The following is a 19,059-nucleotide window of genomic DNA, read 5'->3' as shown; positions in this document are numbered from 1 at the left end:
AGCCAACAACTTATTTATAATTCAGGATGCAGCAGGATGCTGTGCATTTTATAATCAACTAATATTGAACCTTAATTAATTAACATTGCTGCTATGCTAAAAAGAATCAGTTATCTGCTGCTGTTTTGTGCTTTCACTATAACCACATCGGCCCAAAAAATTCCTTCGAAGAAAAAGATCCTCAAGACACTCCGGCTTACTAATCAATATTTCATGAACAAATGGCCAGATGCAGGGAAATCAATTTTCACCAACATCGAGCGGCCGAGTAATATCTGGACACGTGCGGTTTATTATGAAGGGTTGATAGCTTTGTACAGTATCGACAAACAAAAAGCCTATTACGATTACGCATTGCAATGGGGCGAAAAACATAAATGGGGTTTACGTGGCGGAGTTAAAACCCGTAATGCTGATAACCAATGTTGTGGGCAAACCTATATCGACATGTATCTTATCGATAACAAACAACATCCTGAGCGTGTGAAAGATATAAAAGCTTCCATTGATTCAATGATGGTGACAAAAAAAGTAGATGACTGGAACTGGATCGATGCATTGCAAATGGCAATGCCGGTGTTTGTAAAACTTGGTAATCTGTATAACGATACAACCTACTTCAGCCGCATGTATGAAATGTATGCCTTCACGAAATACAAACATGGCGGCATGGGTTTATACAACCAGGCAGAAAAACTTTGGTGGAGAGATAAAGACTTTGTTCCTCCTTATAAAGAACCAAACAGTGATGATTGTTATTGGAGCCGTGGTAATGGCTGGGTTGTTGCCGCTTTAGCAAAAACGTTAGAGGCTTTGCCAAAAACTGATCCCCACTACAACGAATACTTCCAGGACTTTAAAGATATGTGTGCTGCCTTGCTGCCATTGCAACGTGCCGATGGTTATTGGAATGTAAGTTTAAATGATCCAAACAATTTTGGTGGTAAAGAAGTTTCCGGCACATCATTATTCATCTATGGTTTCGCATGGGGCATTAACAACGGCATCCTCGATAAACAAACATACAAATCATCAATTACAAAAGCCTGGAATGCAATGTGCAAAGAAGCGGTGCATCCTGATGGCAAATTGGGCTATGTTCAAGGGACAGGTAAAGAACCTAAAGACGGTCAACCTGTTTCGTATACAAGCACACCCGATTTTGAAGATTACGGCTTAGGCTGTTTCCTGCTGGCGGGAACAGAAATAAGCAAATTAAAATAACAAATACCACATGAAAAGATTGCTGCTGTTTGCTGTTCTTTTATCAGCCAGTGTAAACTCATTTGCACAACGAACGAAATATAATTTCAACCCTGCATGGAAAGTATATAAAGGCGATGACTCATCAGCGATCAATCTGTCTTACGATGATTCAAAATGGAAACAGGTAACACTTCCCTATGCCTGGAACGAAGATGAAGCGTTTAAAAACGATATCGTTGATCTTTCAACAGGCATTGCATGGTTCAGGAAAAAGTTCAAATTGCCGGCAACAGCAAAAGGACAAAAAGTATTTATTGAATTTGAAGGAGTGCGACAAGCTGCTGCTGTTTACGTAAATGGTAACTATGTTGGCTTGCATGAGAATGGTGTAACTGCTTTTGGCTACGACATAAGTAACCTATTGAAGTATGGTAACGAAGACAATATAATTGCCGTACGAACCGATAACAGTTGGGAATACCGTGAGAAAGCAACTAACACAAAATATCAATGGATCGACAAGAACTTCAATGCGAACTATGGCGGCCTTAGTAAAAATGTATTCCTGCATATTACCGGCAACGTTTATCAAACGTTGCCACTGTATAATAATCTTGGCACTACCGGAACTTACATTTACGCCAAAGACTTTGATATTAAAAACAAGAAAGCAACCATTGTTGCATCATCAGAGGTAAAGAATGAATCGGGCAAAGAGCAAACAGTATCGTATGCTGTTAAAGTCAAAGACATGAATGGACTATTTGTGAAAACATTTTCATCTGCTCCGGTAACCATTCAACCAAACGAAACAAAAGCGATCAGTTCATCAGCCGTAGCATCCAATATTAATTTCTGGAGCTGGGGTTATGGTTATTTGTATGATGTAGAAACAAGTTTACTCATCAATGGAAAAGTGGTTGACGTGGTTGTTACAAAAACAGGTTTCCGTAAAACAGCATTTAAAGAAGGCATGATCTATTTAAATGACCGTGTGATACAAGTGCACGGTTATGCGCAACGCACATCAAACGAATGGCCTGCTATTGGTATGAGTGTACCAGCTTGGTTGAGCGATTACAGTAATAAACTAATGGTGGAGAGCAATGGTAATCTCGTACGATGGATGCACATCACTCCCTGGAAACAGGATGTTGAAAGTTGTGATCGTGTTGGATTAATGCAGGCAATGCCGGCAGGTGATGCAGAACGAGATGTAACGGGTACACGTTGGGAACAACGCAAAACTGTTATGCGTGATGCGATCATTTACAATCGCAATAATCCAAGTATTATTTTTTATGAGTGCGGCAATGAAAGCATCAGCGAGCAACACATGATCGAAATGAAAGCCATTCGTGATGCATATGATCCGTTTGGCGGTCGTGCAATCGGCAGCAGGGAAATGCTCGACAGTAAAACAGCTGAGTATGGTGGTGAAATGTTATACGTCAATAAAAGTGCAACTATTCCTGTGTGGGCAATGGAGTATTCTCGAGATGAAGGTTTACGTAAGTATTGGGATGACTATTCACCACCCTATCACAAAGATGGCGATGGGCCTTTGCATAAAGGTGAACCTGCAAAGATTTATAACCGCAACATGGAATCGCATGCGTTGGAAAATATTGCTCGCTGGTACGATTTCTGGAAAGAGCGTCCAGGCACAGGTAAGCGTGTGAGTTCGGGCGGTGTGAACATTGTTTTCTCTGAAACAAATACGCACCATCGTGGTGCAGAAAATTACAGAAGAAGTGGTGAAGTAGATGCATTACGTATCATCAAAGAAAATTTTTACGCTCATAAAATTATGTGGGACGGCTGGGTTGATGTAGAAAAACCGGGCATCCACATTATTGGTCATTGGAATTACACGGATACAACAGTGAAGGATCTTTTTGTGATCTCATCGGCTGATAAAGTAGAATTGTTTATCAATGGAAAATCCTTTGGCTTTGGTGAGCAGACCAATCGCTTTCAGTTTACGTTTAAGCAAGTGCGTTGGCAAAAAGGAACTATTAAAGCAGTTGGCTACGATGTTAATGGCAAACAACTCTGCAGCACAAAAAAAACAACAGCAAGTAAACCGGTTGCACTTCGTTTAACACCCATCACACATCCAAAAGGTTTACAGGCGAATGGTCATGATCTGGCATTAGTTGAAGTAGAAGTTGTTGATGCAAATGGTCAACGTTGCCCCATTGCCATGAACATGATCAACTTTCAACTGGAAGGCGAAGCAGAATGGAGAGGTGGTATGGCACAAGGACCAAACAATTTTATTCTTTCAAAAGAGCTTCCTGTTGAAAACGGAGTAAATCGTGTACTTATCCGTTCGACAACAAAACCCGGGCAGATCAAAATAATTGCAACAGCTGATGGTTTAAAAACCGCCTCACTACAATTACATTCAACTGTTGTACCGGTGAACAATGGACTAAGTACACAATTACCATCATTCGGTTTAAAAGGCAACCTGCAACGTGGCCCTACTCCTTCTACTCCATCGTTTGTGCAAAAAAGAAATGCATTAACCATTGTAAAAGCAACTGCAGGATCAAAGAGTGATAGCGCTTTTGCAAGTTTTGATGACAACGAATTAACTGATTGGTATAACGATGGCAATTTATCAACTGCATGGATCGAATACGAACTGCAACAACCGGCAACTATCAGTGAGGTTACACTAAAACTGAATAATTTCCGCTCACGCAGCTATCCGATACGCATTTCTGTTGACGGGCAGGAAGTATTCAGCGGCAATACCCCAACAAGTCTGGGCTACTGTACTATTGTGTGCAAACGATTGACCGGTAAGAAGCTGAAGATCGAATTGATAAAATCAGCTAACTTAACCGGCGAAACTTCAACTGAGGTATCCGGTAAAAAGCTGGATGATGGCGTAACACGAAACGATGCAAACAGCAAAGGAAGGTTAAGTATAATCGAAGTTGAAATTTATGAGCCTGTGAAATAAATTTCCGGCTCAATTTGTAACAGATCATTTAGAAATAGCCGGTTACTTTTATAAAACCGGCTATTCTTTTAAATATGAACAACTATCGACTGCTTACCATATTTTTTTTGTTTTGCTGTAAGATTGCCGCAGCACAAAAAATACAATACAGCAAAAGTGTGTTGAAAACACCTGGTGGTGGCGACCTGCAATTGATCGCCGATGTTAATGGCTTTCATCATCTCATTCACTTCAGCAACGTTAAAAAGCCAGTCATTCATATTTTCAACGAGCAGTTGCAGTTGCAAGCTACAAGGGAGTTGAATATCAGGCTTGCGGAAAATGCTGATATCAGGCTTCTTAAAGTGAATGACTATTATGTGTTGTATGCACACACACAACGACCATTGCAGCATCTGCTTATAAAGATTTACGGGAACGGATCCATTAGTGATATTTCCTACCTTCTAAATGACCCTGCTGATTCATCATGGAACAAGAGCAAAGCCACTTTTCAGCTGTTTAATATTGATCATAATTTCTTTTTGGTTTCGCACACTTACTATAATAACATCAAAAAAATCAAAAGTACAGTTGTAAAACTTGAACCCGAACGAAAAGCCGAAATTGTAACAAGACTCATATTCCCTTTCAATATTCGTACTGATGAATTAAGAGAAGTAACATTGAGCAGTAACAATTTGTTTATTGTGAAAACTTCGCAGGATGAATCCGGAACAAGTATCTTAACTCTGTTAAAGATCAATTGTGCATCTGGCGACATTTTGTCAAAACAGTTTGAAAGCGGAAAATATCTTTACAGTTCACCCACCATTCGCTATAACAGCAAAGATTCAAGCGTTTTTATCTATTCACTGCTTCGAACTCCTCCTGGGTTCAGAGGTGTAAGACCCGGAGCTTTTATGGTTCGTTTAAATCATGCACTAAATGAAACAGCACCGATCAGTATTTTGCCAGATGTTTTTAAAGACAATACAGCTTCGAGTTTTATCGTTGAAAAAAATAAAACGACCGGCTGGCTTCTTTTTTCAGCTGCCCCATACAACAGAAAAACCGGCATGACGGTGAGCAAAGATATTTATTCTGACCTTGGTCCAAATTTCACCTATACGCAGACCTACGATTATTCTTATTACACTTCAGCACCAACAGCAGTAAGGATGACATTGCTCAACAGCAAGTTGGAAAAAGAAAAAGACAGCCTTATAAAAAACAATGGCAATTATTATAAAATTCATCCAGCTCCTTATTCCCAGTTTGTGATGCACAACACATCTTACCTGTTGCTGGTGCAGGAACTTGTTGCTAAAAAAAGAGGATTGCTTTTAGTTTATCCAAATGACGATGGCCATTTCAACACTCTTCCAGTTCGTGTGTATCATCAATTCAACTTTATGCTGTCGCTATTGCAAACTGTCGGTGATAACTATTTTATCGTTCCTTTTACCAATAAAACTGAAATGGGTTTGATGAAAGTTTCATTAAACAACTAACTTCGGCAGTTCCTAAAAGTCAGCCAAAATAACATGAAAACTATTTTCTCGATTCTCCTTTCCATTTGCCTGTTGAACAGCTTCTCAACATTGGCACAACAACCAAACATCATTTTCATTTTTGCAGATGATTTGGGTTATGGTGAGATTGGTTGCTACGGTCAGCAGAAAATTGAAACCCCCAATCTTGATGCACTTGCTGCAAAAGGGAAAAAGTTTACATCATTTTATTCGGGCACATCAGTATGTGCGCCTTCACGTGCCTCATTAATGACAGGATTGCACACAGGCCACACTCCTATCCGTGGCAATAAGCAATTTGCACCCGAAGGTCAAACACCTTTGCCTGAATCAACCAAAACTTTTGCCAACTATTTACAGCAAAATGGATACGCAACAGCAACATTCGGTAAATGGGGAATGGGATTCAACCAGAATAGTGGCGATCCGAATAAAAAAGGTTTTGATCTGTTTTATGGCTATAACGATCAGGCCCTGGCGCATGATTTTTTCCCACCATATCTCTGGAACAATCACAACAAAGTTGATCTCTCCATTAACAAAACATACGATTCAATTTATTCTGCCGCACTAATCCATCAACAGGCGGTGCAATACATCAAAGAGCAAGGCAACAAACCTTTCTTCATGTATCTCTCTTACACGTTGCCCCATGGAGATGTGATTGGCCCACATGACAGTTTGTACAACTATTATAAACAAAAGTTCAATGAACAACCGTTGACTGGTAATGCATTAAGAACAAGAGCGCATAATATGAAGCCTGAAGCATACCCGCATGCACAATTTGCAGCAATGGTTGGACGGCTCGATCTATATGTTGGAGAAATTGTAAAAGCCATCAAAGAAAAAGGATTGGCTGAAAATACACTCATCATCTTCAGCAGCGATAATGGGCCACATAAAGAAAATGGTGGTGATCCTGAATTCTTCAACAGTAATGGCATTTACCGTGGTATCAAACGTGATTTGTATGAAGGCGGCATGCGTGTTCCGTTTATTGCATACTGGCCAACTAAAATAAAACCGGCTGTTGTTACACAACCTGCAGCATTGTGGGATATGTATCCAACGTTTTTAGAACTTGCAAAGATTCCTGTTTCAGAAAAAATCGATGGCATTTCAATTGTTCCTTTGCTACTCTTCAATAAAGGCAAACAAAAACTACATGAACATTTCTATTGGGAGTTTCATGAAAACGATGGGCGACAAGCCGTACGTTGGGGAAAATGGAAAGGCGTTCGATTGGGTGTAAGCAAGAATGAAAACGCCCCGATTGAATTGTATAATCTCAATAATGATCCATCAGAACAAAAAAATGTAGCTGGCAAATTTCCTGAAGTAGTTAAGATCATTGAGCAGCTGATGAAACAGGAACATGTGTTTCATCCTGACTGGCCGTTACTCTCATCGGAAATAAAGAATTAACTTTTTTACAGCTTGCAGAAGAAGAAGAAGAACTCTGACAGTTTAATTGTCCAAATGATAGTAACTGACGTTCAAGTAGCTATGAAGGCAGGCATTCATCGAATTCGACGAAACAAAATGGGAACTAAAGTTGGTTTCATGATGTTTTATTTTGCAACCACATCTCCGGAAAGGGACTTGGCGTAATTACACTTCAACGCTGTATAAAAAAATGTCCCCTGCGGGAGACATTTCTGCGAAGGAATCAAAGTTGTACTGGTAGGGTGTGGCGTTGGGTGCCCATCTTTTTTTAATGGATCCCATAACAACGCTTGTTCAGTGCAAGGGATGTTTCTTTTGCATCACATAATCATTGTCGCCGCAAAAAATGCAAGCTGTTTTTTGTTTCATTCTTTATTCTTTCCTGCTTACTTCAAACGATCAGAAATTGATCTTCGGTAAATAAGCTGTTTTCATAATATTACCTTTCCTAAACCTTGTAAAAGTATTGCTGTTAATCGGATATAGCTAAAAATTTCCTTCGTAGAAACGGAGGAAATTTTTAAAAACTACTGATACGATTAAACCACATCAGTCTTCTGGTGCCGGCAACGGCACATAATATCTGTTTTTATGGAACCTTAATTTTTAAATGCATCCATCGCAACGGTAGGTTTGCCGGTGTTATCAAATGCACCCTTAGTGTACCCTTTCCAGTTGCCATAACTTTGCGGTTCCCAATACAAAACACCTAAGCCTTTATTGCCAGTGACTGCTTTTGTTTTGGCAATCAGATCGGTGAGGAATAATTTACATTCGGCCGCACTGTCCCAAGGCATCCCTACTTCCACCACCATCACTTCTTTATTGTAACGTGCTACCATATCATTCATATTGGCAAGGACTTGTTGATTGGCAACTGCCCAACCTGCTACTACAAACTGAGGATACACCGACATCCCAATCACATCGAATTTTGCACCATTGTTAATCAATCCTCCGATATTAAATTGAAAGAGTCCGTTATCCCAACCACTGGAAATATGTACAATTACTTTTGCTGTAGGAAATACCGCTTTCACTGCATCATAGCCTGCAGTCACCAATTGCGCATAATTACTCATGTTGGTTTTAGCTGCTCCATCGGGCCATAACATGCCATCATTGGTTTCATTGCCCACCTGTACCCATTCGGTTGTAACGCCTGCTGTTTTTAATTGATTCAATACATCGCTTGTATGTGCTGACAATGCAGTTTTAAGCGCTGTAAAATTCAAAGCGTTCCATGCAGCCGGTTTGGTTTGATTTTTAGGATCAGCCCAGGTATCACTGTAATGAAAATTAATCATTACACGCATACCTAGATTTTTTGCACGCACTGCTTTTGCCACAACATCCGCTGCATTGTTCCAGGATTGAGTTGGGTTTACCCACACACGCAAACGGATCGTATTCATGCCGAGTGATTTCATCAATGCAATACATTCCGTTTCCACACCTGCTGCATTATAAAACTTTTTACCTGCAGCTTCCATTTCAGTAAGCCAACTAACATCAGCACCTTTTGCAAAACCTGTTTGTACAACCGGAGGATCGGGTGTTGGAGTTGGTTCTACTGTTTTCTTTTTCTGACAACCACCTGTTGCAACAATGGCAAAGATGTACAGTACACTTATGACAGCTATCTTACGCATATTTGTTATTTAATTTAAAAATATAATTTCCGTTACCAGCACGGTGAAGGATTCGATATCGTTGGGGTTATTAAAACTTAATGGGTTCCCTGCACCGGAGATAGCTCCAGCGGCGAGCGGCACTCCGTCAATCACGATCAATGGATCATTATCTGTACAATTCGATAATCACACTTTTTCACTGTCAGTTAATACTGTGGTCCCACTTCCAATGGGAGATTAAGTTTTAACGTTGCTTGCGCAAGATTATGTACAACGGGATAACTGATCTTATACAATGTCTTGCCGAAAACAAAACATGTTTCATGCGTTCAAACTACTCTCTTCAAACGCCCGGGACTGTGCAAACAATTGAACGATTTATAATCCCGTTACAGAATGAACGATCAATACTCTACTTTATAATCTTTCTTCAACGTTTCTCCACTCCATGCTTTTTTACTTGTCCAGCTTGCGGCAGGATCTGTCCAGAATTTATTATCAGCCGGAAGACCCAATGTTAAAAAGCCAAGTGTGGCTATATATAAGCTACCTGTTGAAGTGTATTGATCGGCCACCATCGGTTGATGTCCGTTGAAACCTAAAACCAACCAGCCATTACTATCAAAGTTTTGATTGCCATCAAACATCTTGTGCATTACGGCAGTTAATCCGCAACGCACCTGTGCCGGTAAGATATGTGCAGGTAATTTTTCCATCAACGCTGTTTGTGCCAAAGCCTGGAAAGCTGCTGTACGATAAGTAATGGAACGACCAAATGCGGGGTAAGTTCCATCGGGTGCAATCACACGTTCAAGAAACTCACTGTAACGGATCATGCGTTGTAATGCCAGATCATAATCCTGTTGCTGCGCCATCTTCTTTTCAACCAATGTACCGAGCAGATCAACCAGCATTGAATGAATAACAAAAGAGTTGTAATAATCCATGCTGAATTTTTCACCATCGCTATACCACCCATCACCTGCATACCATTCTTTCATTTTACGAATAGAGAAATCAATACGTGCCGGATCGTGCTGCTCTCCTATTTTCAATAAAAAGCCTTCTGTAAGTCCGGCAAACAATAACCAATTATTATACGCCCCTTTTCTTGTGCGTAATGATTTGAATTCTTCAACAAAACGTTTTTTAGTAGTTGCATCCAACGGTTCCCACAAAGCTTTTGGTGCACGGATAAATGCATGTGCCACATAAGCTGCATCCACAATAGGCTGACCTTCGGTTCTGAAGTTGAGATAATCCGGATGGTTAGGATCAACAGCATTGGCCAAACCTTTCAACAATTCATCACGCATTTGTTTACGCATCTTACCTTCTTCTGTTACATCATCAGGCAATGCTAACCAAGGTGCAAGACCGGCCATTGTTCTGCCAACCGCTTCCAGGTACGTTACTTTTTTCACAGGCAGGTAATACTGTGGCCCTAATTCTAACGGGAGATTTTGTTTTAACGTTCCTTCAGCAAGGTTATGAACAACAGGGTAAGCAATTTTATACAATGTATTTGCCCAAAATAGTCTATCCTGCTGACCGGTTACAATCGCAATTTGCGTTTGTTCTTTTTTCTTTGCCTTTTGTGCGGTTACTTTTTGTGTATATATAACTGCTATAACTAAGAGTGCTGGAAGTGCGAAGCTTTTTTTCATGAAGATGAATTGTAAGTAAACAGATGATGGATTGAAATTACAGAACTTATTTTTTCTGAACTGCAAAGAGTTTCTTTCCTTTCATCAACAGATCATAACGTTGTAATGCTTCAAGAAAATAATAATCAGCATACACGAGCGGCACGTTAATTTCCGTATTGTGTGGAATACTGCCAACGGATTGCATCAACAGAAAATTACCGTTATTACCTAGTGGTGCCCTGTACGCAGGACTTGCCAACGAATGCAGCATTTTTACTGCAAAATTCCTGTATTGATTTCCTTTCGAACTGCTATAGGTACTCAACTCCATTAATGCAGAAGCCACAATTGCTGCTGCGGATGCATCACGGTAAAGTATGTTCACATTATTTGCATGTGAACGAACACCGGGAGTGTAGCCTTTTTGCAACGCATTAAAATCCCAATAAGGAATTTTATCCGCAGGCAGATTTTTATGATTCATAAAATAATCTGCGAGGCCTTCTGCTGTTTTTAAAAAGCGGGGATCTTTTGTCTCACGATACACCATAGTAAATCCATAAATAGCCCAAGCCTGCCCTCTCGACCAGGTTGAATTATCTGCATAGCCTTGTGCAGTTTCTCTACCTGCCACTTTACCGGTAATGGTGTCGTAACAAACAACATGATAAGAACTGTAATCATTTCTGATCTGGTTCTTCATGGTATTTTCTGCGTGTGTAACAGCAATATGACGGAATGATGTATCGCCCGTTACCTTTGATGCAAAGAAGAGTAATTCAAGATTCATCATGTTATCAATGATCACCGGGAAGTTGTATGTATTACTTCCATGCCATGATTTGAATATGTTCCATGATTTAATACAACCTGTTACAGGATTGAAACGGGTACTCAGTGAACGTGCAGACTGAACGAGAATGTTTTTATAAGCCTCATTTCCTGTAAGCCTGTATGCATTGCCATAGCTGCAATACATCATAAAACCAAGATCATGATGTTGCGTAAACGTCTTCAGCGGTTCGAGGCGCTCTGTCCATTGCTGTGCTGCATTTTTCAATGCTGCATCACCTGAAAACTCTGCAGCATACCACAAGCTGCCCGGAAAGAATCCAGGCGTCCAGTCGTACATGTTTGTTGTAACCAGTTTCCCTGTTTTATTAATCGTACGGGGAAAAGCAAGTTTATTAATTTCGGTTGCTGTAAGCATTTTCTTGAGTTGCTTACCTGCATATGTAAAATTTTCTTTTACAAAAACCGTCTCGTTTTTGTCGCTACGGAATGCGAATGTCACTAAAGAAATAAAGCCCAGAAGTACAAGCGATTGTTTCATTAAATATTATTTACCGTTGAGAGATTCGTTTTTGGTGATTACAAATTTGTATCGCCCTTTTAATTGTTGTTTTTTGGCCGTTAGACTTAGCCTGTAAATTTCACTGCCCCACACCCGTGACAGACGTTGATCTGTTTGCGGAATGGTTTCAATGGTTGCATCAAACTGTGTTGCGTCATACTGCATCTTTACGGACTGTCCTTCTTTTTCAAGCAGCACAATGCCTGCTTTTGAAATGTCAGGCTTGGCCCATGTCATAAAGTTGATTTGGTTCGCCTCTTTTAACTCCGTTAATTCAAATGCATCATCAATGATCAGTTGATTAGTTGACAATGTGTAACTGCGTATCCATTTTTTTACTGCGGCTTCCTTGTTATACGCATTACTTATATCAGCACTGAATAAATTCTTTTTTGCGTCAAACAAAACATCTTTTGCTTTATACTGTGCACCAAATTGCTGAGGTTTATTATTGATCATTGGCAAATTGTGGTAGTTACTCTGCATGGTCCAGATGGTGTAACGTTCGCTGCTGAACGTTTGTCTTGTGTAAGTTCCCACGCCTGCATCAATAAACATCGGCACTTCATTTACATAGAATGAGAAGGTACCAACATCATTATGGTTATGACTTTCGTTGTTGAAACCTGCTTTACCCGCAAAGAAAAATCCTGTATTAGTTTTCATGTAACAAAACTGCGTTTGTGGATACCAGCTGTAATTTGCTGTTGGCAATGAAGGTTTTGTTCCGAGTAAATCTTTGTATGATGAAATGTTTTCTATGCTGCGAAAAAAATCACGTGATGCATTGATCTCAACTTTACCTTTATTAGCCTGCACGAGATATGCCGCAAAGGCCTGCATCTCTGTACTGTTGACTGCTTTACCGTAACGATAAACAACTCCTGCATCGCCACCTCCTTTTGCAGAAGCATCGGCAAAGTTCACAACCCATCCGTTGCCAACATAACTACGGGCAATGTATTCACCCATATGTTTGATCATTGGTTCATGAAAAATGCTAAGCTTACCGTTACTTGCATTACTGAGCAGTTGAAGATAATCGTATAGTTTACCGGCAGCATGTCCCCAATACGATGGTCCTTCTTCACATGCACCATCAGCCTGCACATAATTAATGAAATGATCAACACTCTGCATGGTACGATGTACTGCTGCTGCCAATTTCGTGTCATCTTCTTCGAGTAAAAGAAAACAAGTGAGCACATTTGAATTACACCAGGGATTCCAGTTGTTTACGAGCACACCGGTTTTGTAATTGAATGCCTGCCACCAATAATCGCTACGTTGCATGTACGGTTCAAGAATACGTTTCTGGATATTTGTACGAAGCTTAGCAGCAATAACAGGGTTTACTTTATCAAATTCATCATGCAAAAAATACCAGGTCCATGATAAGAACGAACCCATGTCAGCGGAAGTAAGATCAATGATCTCTTCACGATAATCGGGTAATGATCGTTTTGTTTTTTGTGCACCTAAATGTGCCGACAACACCCATGATGACATTTCGCATGTTTGCCACACACCATTAATGATCTGGTTCATGAAACGCCCCTTCCCTTCGGCCAGCTCTGCAAATACTAATCGACTCAATGCAATATTGTTTGCACCAAATGGATTTTCCATAGCAACACGGCTACCGCTTCGTTCATACTCTAAATAATCAGATGCAGTAACTACTTTCCATGTATAGTTAAGATAGGCTTCACCTTCTTTAATTAATTCATCTTTCAATGAACCGGTAAATGCATCCCAGCCATTCCTGTTTGCGTACGCAGGATACTTAATCCATGATGCTTTTGAAACAAGACTTGCTTTTACCTGATCAACAGTTGCTTTTTTCTGTAACAGGTTGCGTTTTTCATACGCATTGACTGTAAGAGCAATAAAAAAAAGCACAAACAAAAGAGAAACACGAAGCATAAACAATCGTTTTAATTATTGAAGACTATAAGTTTTATACTTCGCAAGGTTCGATTGTATCATGCAGAGTATATTTTCACAAACTGCTGCAGTAGTTGCAAAAGCCAATGCGATAGATGTAAACAATACATACGTCATGCGAAAAAGATTTTAAAAGGCACCCGTTCAAATAAACAGGTGCTATTGCTATATGAAAACTAAAACTGCTGCTGTTTAAAAATTCTATATTATAAGATTTCGATTACCAGTTAGGGTTTTGTGTCAATGTGTTATTGCTTAATCCAATCTGTGCAGTTGGTATGGGCCACAAATAATCTCTGGTTACATTAAACGTTCTTTTATCTGCTGCCTGATAGAGAACGTAACCATTCTGTAATGTGGGACGAGTAGCGCCACCATAGTTTACGCCGCTGCTGAAGTATTTACGTCCAAGTACTGGTTTCAGCAGCTCTGTTTCTGCTGTTTTCCATCGTAACAAATCCCAGTAGCGAAAACCTTCAAACGCCAGTTCAACAGATCGTTCTCTGCGTAATTCTGTTTGCATATCTAATCCATTGGCAGTAACAAAAGCGTTCGTCAACAAGGGTAGTTTTGTAATATCATTATTCGTAGCCCTGTTACGGAGCAGGTTTACAGAAATATTCAAATCGGCATCAGATATACTATTGTTCAATTCATACACAGCTTCTGCATAGTTTAACAGCACTTCGCCATAACGTATAGCAATAAAGTCTAAGAAAATATTTGGCGATGCTAAAAAGTCTGCCTGTCCTGTCCAGTATTTCTGTTGATGATAGTGGTATGTGTTGCCGTAAGTAGGATTGCCACCGGAGATAGAAGCGGCCGGATCGCCTAGTTTGAATGAAGTCAATACAAAGCGAGGGTCTCTGTTTCTGTAATCTGTGAGCAGACTTGTTTCTTTACCGTTTGAATCAAGAGAAGATTTACCAGCAGGTAATCCGTCTGCATAAAGTGACAGTAAATGAAAAGTTCTTGATGCGGAATTCCCACCATCACTAAGTTGCGTACGCATATATGACTGAGAGGCAATAACATTGCTTATATCCTTTCCATATAGTCTTACGAGTATATTTTCTCTGTTATTTGTATAACCTTCGCCCGGGTACCTGAACAGATTTTGATAACTCAAGGCTCCATCTTTTGTAAAAAGACTGTGTTTTCCTTCGTTCATTACAAGCAAAGCCGCATCACGTGCTATGGTAAAATGTTTTGCCGGATCCTTTGTTCCCGTAAATTGAGGTGCACCGTGAAACTTGTGCCATGAACCCTCATATAATGCCACACGTGATTTCAAAGCGAGAGCTGCACTTCTTGTAACACGTCCATACTCTCTGCCGGGCTGGCCTGCAGTAGCGGTACTACCCGGCAGTTTATCTGCCTGCGGACAAACACTTGCAGCAAAATCAAGATCTGCATAAATAGAGTCAACAATTGCTTCTCGGTTTGTACGGGGAGTATATAAAGCAGGATCAGTGCTGCCATTAATGGTTTTGGCAAGATAGGGCACCGCACCATATGTTCTTACCAATCGAAAATAAGCGAAAGCCCTGAAGAAACGTGCCTGTCCGATACAATTACTTTTCATGGGACCATCGGGAATACCAGCAGCCTTTTCAATTACATTATTGGCAGCCCTTATGAACGTATATAAATTATTCCACTGCCCGTCGAAAGAAGGAATAGGACGGCTGCCATCACTCACTGGATTAAGATTAAAAGCACCTGAAGAGCTTAGGTTGATTGCCAGGTCGCTATACCGATCGTCCAAAGGCGTATTGAAATCAGGGATACTTGTATACAAATAGTTTGTGCCCACAATTAAATCGCTGGAGTCCTTCCAAAAAACCGGGTCTGTAATGACTGTCCTGGTATTTAGATCCAGTTGCTTTGTACAGCCGGGGCTGATAAGCCATACAGCTGCAACAGCAATACAGTTGATTATAAAGATTTTATTTAAACGCATGTCTTGAACATTGTAATAATTAATAATAGTGATTGCATTTCCTGAAAGGCTAAAAGCTAATGTTTAAACCCATGGCATAGCTTCTCCAAAGCGGATAACCAAATGATACTCTGCCCGTGTTTTCCGGATCGTAATACTTAAACCACATGCCCGTCAATTCCCAAAGATCCTGTCCGGAAAAATAGAGTTTGATGTCACCCAATCCTTTTACGTTATGCATCGAATTCCTGAATGTATAACCCACTTGCAGATTCTTCAACCTTATATAACTCGCATCCTGAATCCAATGAGATGAAACCTGGTCGTTTACCCTGTCACTTAAACGTATAGCCGGGAATTTGGCATTTAAATTATCGGGTCTCCAATAATCCTGGTGAATAACCCAAGGCATTCTCCACCCGTCGTATAACCCGATACTGGCAGTAGGATCAATTACAATACTTCTTTTACCAACCCCGTTGAAGAGGAAAGAAAAGTCGAAGCCCTTCCAGTTCACTCCGGCATTTACACCAAAAACATAACGTGGGTTTGTATTACCGAGATAAACCAGATCGCCATGATTGGCGGCAGTACCTATACCCTGGTTAATGAAACCATCTTTATTGATGTCGAGCAATTTGATATCGCCTACGCCGGTATTGGTGGTTCTGCGGGGCGACCCTTGCACTTCTTCGGGTGTATCAAAATATCCATCTGCTTTGTAACCAAATATCGAGTTGGTTGACATGCCTAAGATCGTGCCGTTAATTCCGGCGAAGTAAGTATTGGCTCCATCAAAGCGAACAACTTGATTTTTGTCGTCGCTGATGTTAGCAGAAACATAATACCCTCCGTTTCTGAATTTGTCGCTCCACTTAAGAGTAACACCCCAGCCTTTCACCTGGATTGCAGCCAGATTGGCGCTGTTTGGTGCTACGCCCAACAATTCAGGAAGATTTTGTGTAACAAATACATTGTTATTTTCTTTGATGAAGTAATCAAAATGCAACCGTAATCTTCTTTTCAACACTTCAATATCAAACCCGAAGTTGGTTGTTTCGATGATCTCCCATTGCTTGCCCTCTGACGCCAGTGCAGCTTGTTGCAAAAATGCGGTACGGGAATCATTGAAGGGATAAAAACCTCTTGTCAACACACTCTGGAAATCGTAGTTGCTGGAATTAGGATTGGCAGTTTGTGCACCGCCAGCCGTACCGTATGAAACAGCAATTTTAAATTCATCAACCCAAGGCAATGTTCTCTTAAACCACTCTTCCTGTGATGCACGCCAAAATGCATTTAGCGCATAGAACGTCTGAAACTTATTACCCGGAGATAAACGTGAACTTCCATCACGACGAAGTACACCTTCAAAATAATACTTGCTCGCAAAATCGTAACTCAAGCGTCCGAAATAAGACAACCATCTGTTTTCTTGTATATTATCGGCTACGTTCGTTACATCGGCAGTAGCCAGAGTAGTGTAGTTTAATGTTTCAAAATTGTTTAGTAATAAAGCTCTTTGCATAGCCTGCACCCAGTCATACTTATAGGTTTTGTATTCAGTACCTCCCAATAAATGGAAGTGATGATCTTTTAATTTAAAATCGTAGTCGGCTGTTGCGAAGAAGTTTTGACTAAGCGTATAGGGCCTTGTTTTATTAAGCGAATTTACCGGGTTGATTGCGGTACTTGGAATGGGTATCATATTTTCATCAATCGAAAAACGAGGAACTGTTTTTGCAAATACTTCCCGTGCTGAGAAAATCATACCCGGACTATAAACAACTTTTAAATCAAGTCCTTTTACAATTTTTTTAGCAGTGAGGCTAATGACGCCGTTCATGTTATACCTGTCTTCCTCATCATAACCGCCATCTTTCAAAACGGGGTAAGCGGTGGATATTGTACCAATAAATGCGTACTTGCTGTCATTTGTTCCGGGCGTGAAAATAGGGTTACGGGCTGCACGTATAGAATAAACATTATACATCAAACCTTCGCCTGTAATAGAAGCCGATGGGGCCAGTATATTTTCTTTCACAAAAGACAAGCGGGTATCGAGCGAGAAAATCTTAGAAAATCTGGTATTATAATTCACCCTTGCATTAAACCTGCTGTAGCTGTCGGGCCCAAATTTGAAGACCCCTTGCTGGCCCAAATATCCTATTGAAAACAAATAGCTGGATTTGTCGCTACCACCCGAGGCACTCAGATTGACATTGCGCTGCGTACTTTGTTTACGCATCAAAATATCTACCATGTCATTATTGTAGTAGTACTCCCATGTTCTGCTGTTTGCATTCCATACATCATTTACATTCGGATCATCGAACCACTCCAGTTGCTGATCAGTAAAATCTTTATTTTGATTGGCAAACACTCTGGCTGCGTTTATCAGTTCGCCCTGCTTGCGTGAACTTAACAATTCCGGACGGGCAAACGGTGTGCGGATGCTGTACATCGTCGTCAGGTCAAAACGAGTTTTTTGATTTTCCCTGCCGCCTTTTGTTGTTACCAAAATCACACCACCACCTGCTTTCGCACCGTAAATAGATGCAGAGGCAGCGTCTTCCAAAATGGATATTGTCTGAATATCGTTGGGGTTTAATGAACTAAGGTCACCTTCTACTCCGTCGATAATAACCAGCGGAGCATTATTTACACCAAGCGAAGTGATGCCTCTGATCGTCGCTGTCAGTCCCTCACGGCCGGGTTGACCATTGGTACGGGTGATGACAAGACCCGGAGTGGTTCCCTGCAAAGCATCCAACGTATTCGTTACCGGTCTGTTTTGTAATAATTGCTGATCAACCGTTAATACACCACCTCCAATATCCCGTTTCGTTCTGGTACCGTAACCAACCACCACTACGTCACTTAATTCAGTGGCTTTCGATCTTAATTGAACATTGATGCTGTTTCCGGTTCCAACAGTTACTTCTTTTGGTTCAAACATTACGGCCGAAATAACCAGCACTTCTCCGGATGCAGCAGTAATTGTAAAGTTACCGGCCTCATTTGTAGTTGTACCCGTGTTTTGTTTTTTAATGGCAACAGACGCACCGGAAACGGGCGTTCCGTTTTCGTCTTTTACTGTGCCTGTTATTGTTTTTGATTGAGCAAAAACGAGAAATGGAAGGAAAAAAAGAACAGCCAACCCGAATAGAAATTTATTGCCGGGTGGCAATGAATGATGTTTCAGCAATCGCATGAGCAGAAGTTTTTAAGTAAATAATCAAGGGATGTGCTGTTAGAATTCTTAGTACTTAAGACTTAAAAGATTCGTGGCAGCACATTTCTGAATGCAATATTTGTTTCGGTGAAAAAAAGATAGGGTGACAAACCTAAAAGAATAGGGTGAATTTTATAAACGAAAAAACAATC

10 protein-coding genes are annotated in these 19,059 nt (G+C 40.5%); 4 read left to right on the top strand and 6 right to left on the bottom strand.

Translation table 11 applies throughout. The features are described 5' to 3' along the window. The first annotated feature begins 93 nt into the window (after window positions 1–93). From H4075_RS11065 to H4075_RS11050, 4 genes are all read left to right on the top strand, one after another. Window positions 94–1,224 (top strand): glycoside hydrolase family 88/105 protein, encoded by a 1,131-nt coding sequence (locus tag H4075_RS11065; protein WP_182800914.1) that lies wholly within the window; start codon window positions 94–96, stop codon window positions 1,222–1,224. A 10-nt stretch (window positions 1,225–1,234) separates the two neighbouring features. After that, entirely contained in the window at window positions 1,235–4,183 is a 2,949-nt protein-coding gene (locus H4075_RS11060; protein ID WP_182800913.1) for a DUF4982 domain-containing protein, read from the top strand. Between the two features lie 74 nt (window positions 4,184–4,257). Beyond that, window positions 4,258–5,676: a hypothetical protein gene (locus tag H4075_RS11055; protein WP_182800912.1), complete on the top strand. Its 1,419-nt coding sequence runs from the start codon at window positions 4,258–4,260 to the stop codon at window positions 5,674–5,676. A 33-nt stretch (window positions 5,677–5,709) separates the two neighbouring features. Continuing rightward, window positions 5,710–7,125, top strand: coding sequence for an arylsulfatase (locus H4075_RS11050; RefSeq protein WP_182800911.1), 1,416 nt, complete (start codon window positions 5,710–5,712; stop codon window positions 7,123–7,125). A 620-nt stretch (window positions 7,126–7,745) separates the two neighbouring features. Here H4075_RS11050 and H4075_RS11045 read toward each other — a convergent pair. From H4075_RS11045 to H4075_RS11020, 6 genes are all read right to left on the bottom strand, one after another. Then, entirely contained in the window at window positions 7,746–8,798 is a 1,053-nt protein-coding gene (locus H4075_RS11045; protein WP_182800910.1) for a glycoside hydrolase family 53 protein, read from the bottom strand. Window positions 8,799–9,184: 386 nt separating this feature from the next. Further along, entirely contained in the window at window positions 9,185–10,447 is a 1,263-nt protein-coding gene (locus tag H4075_RS11040) for a DUF2264 domain-containing protein (RefSeq protein ID WP_182800909.1), read from the bottom strand. Window positions 10,448–10,493: 46 nt separating this feature from the next. Further along, the gene (locus H4075_RS11035; protein WP_182800908.1) at window positions 10,494–11,762 is read right to left on the bottom strand and encodes a glycoside hydrolase family 88 protein; all 1,269 of its coding nucleotides are present in this window, start codon (window positions 11,760–11,762) and stop codon (window positions 10,494–10,496) included. Window positions 11,763–11,768: 6 nt separating this feature from the next. Next, window positions 11,769–13,709, bottom strand: a complete 1,941-nt coding sequence (locus H4075_RS11030; protein WP_182800907.1) for a heparinase II/III domain-containing protein — start codon at window positions 13,707–13,709, stop codon at window positions 11,769–11,771. Window positions 13,710–13,950: 241 nt separating this feature from the next. Further along, entirely contained in the window at window positions 13,951–15,693 is a 1,743-nt protein-coding gene (locus H4075_RS11025; RefSeq protein WP_182800906.1) for a RagB/SusD family nutrient uptake outer membrane protein, read from the bottom strand. 49 nt (window positions 15,694–15,742) lie between these two features. Next, entirely contained in the window at window positions 15,743–18,886 is a 3,144-nt protein-coding gene (locus tag H4075_RS11020) for a SusC/RagA family TonB-linked outer membrane protein (protein ID WP_182800905.1), read from the bottom strand. Window positions 18,887–19,059 lie beyond the last annotated feature (173 nt).

This window comes from Lacibacter sediminis (assembly GCF_014168535.1).
GTDB lineage: Bacteria > Bacteroidota > Bacteroidia > Chitinophagales > Chitinophagaceae > Lacibacter > Lacibacter sediminis.
Note: the sequence above shows the minus strand (reverse complement) of the source record. Positions and strands in the feature narration are given on the sequence as shown.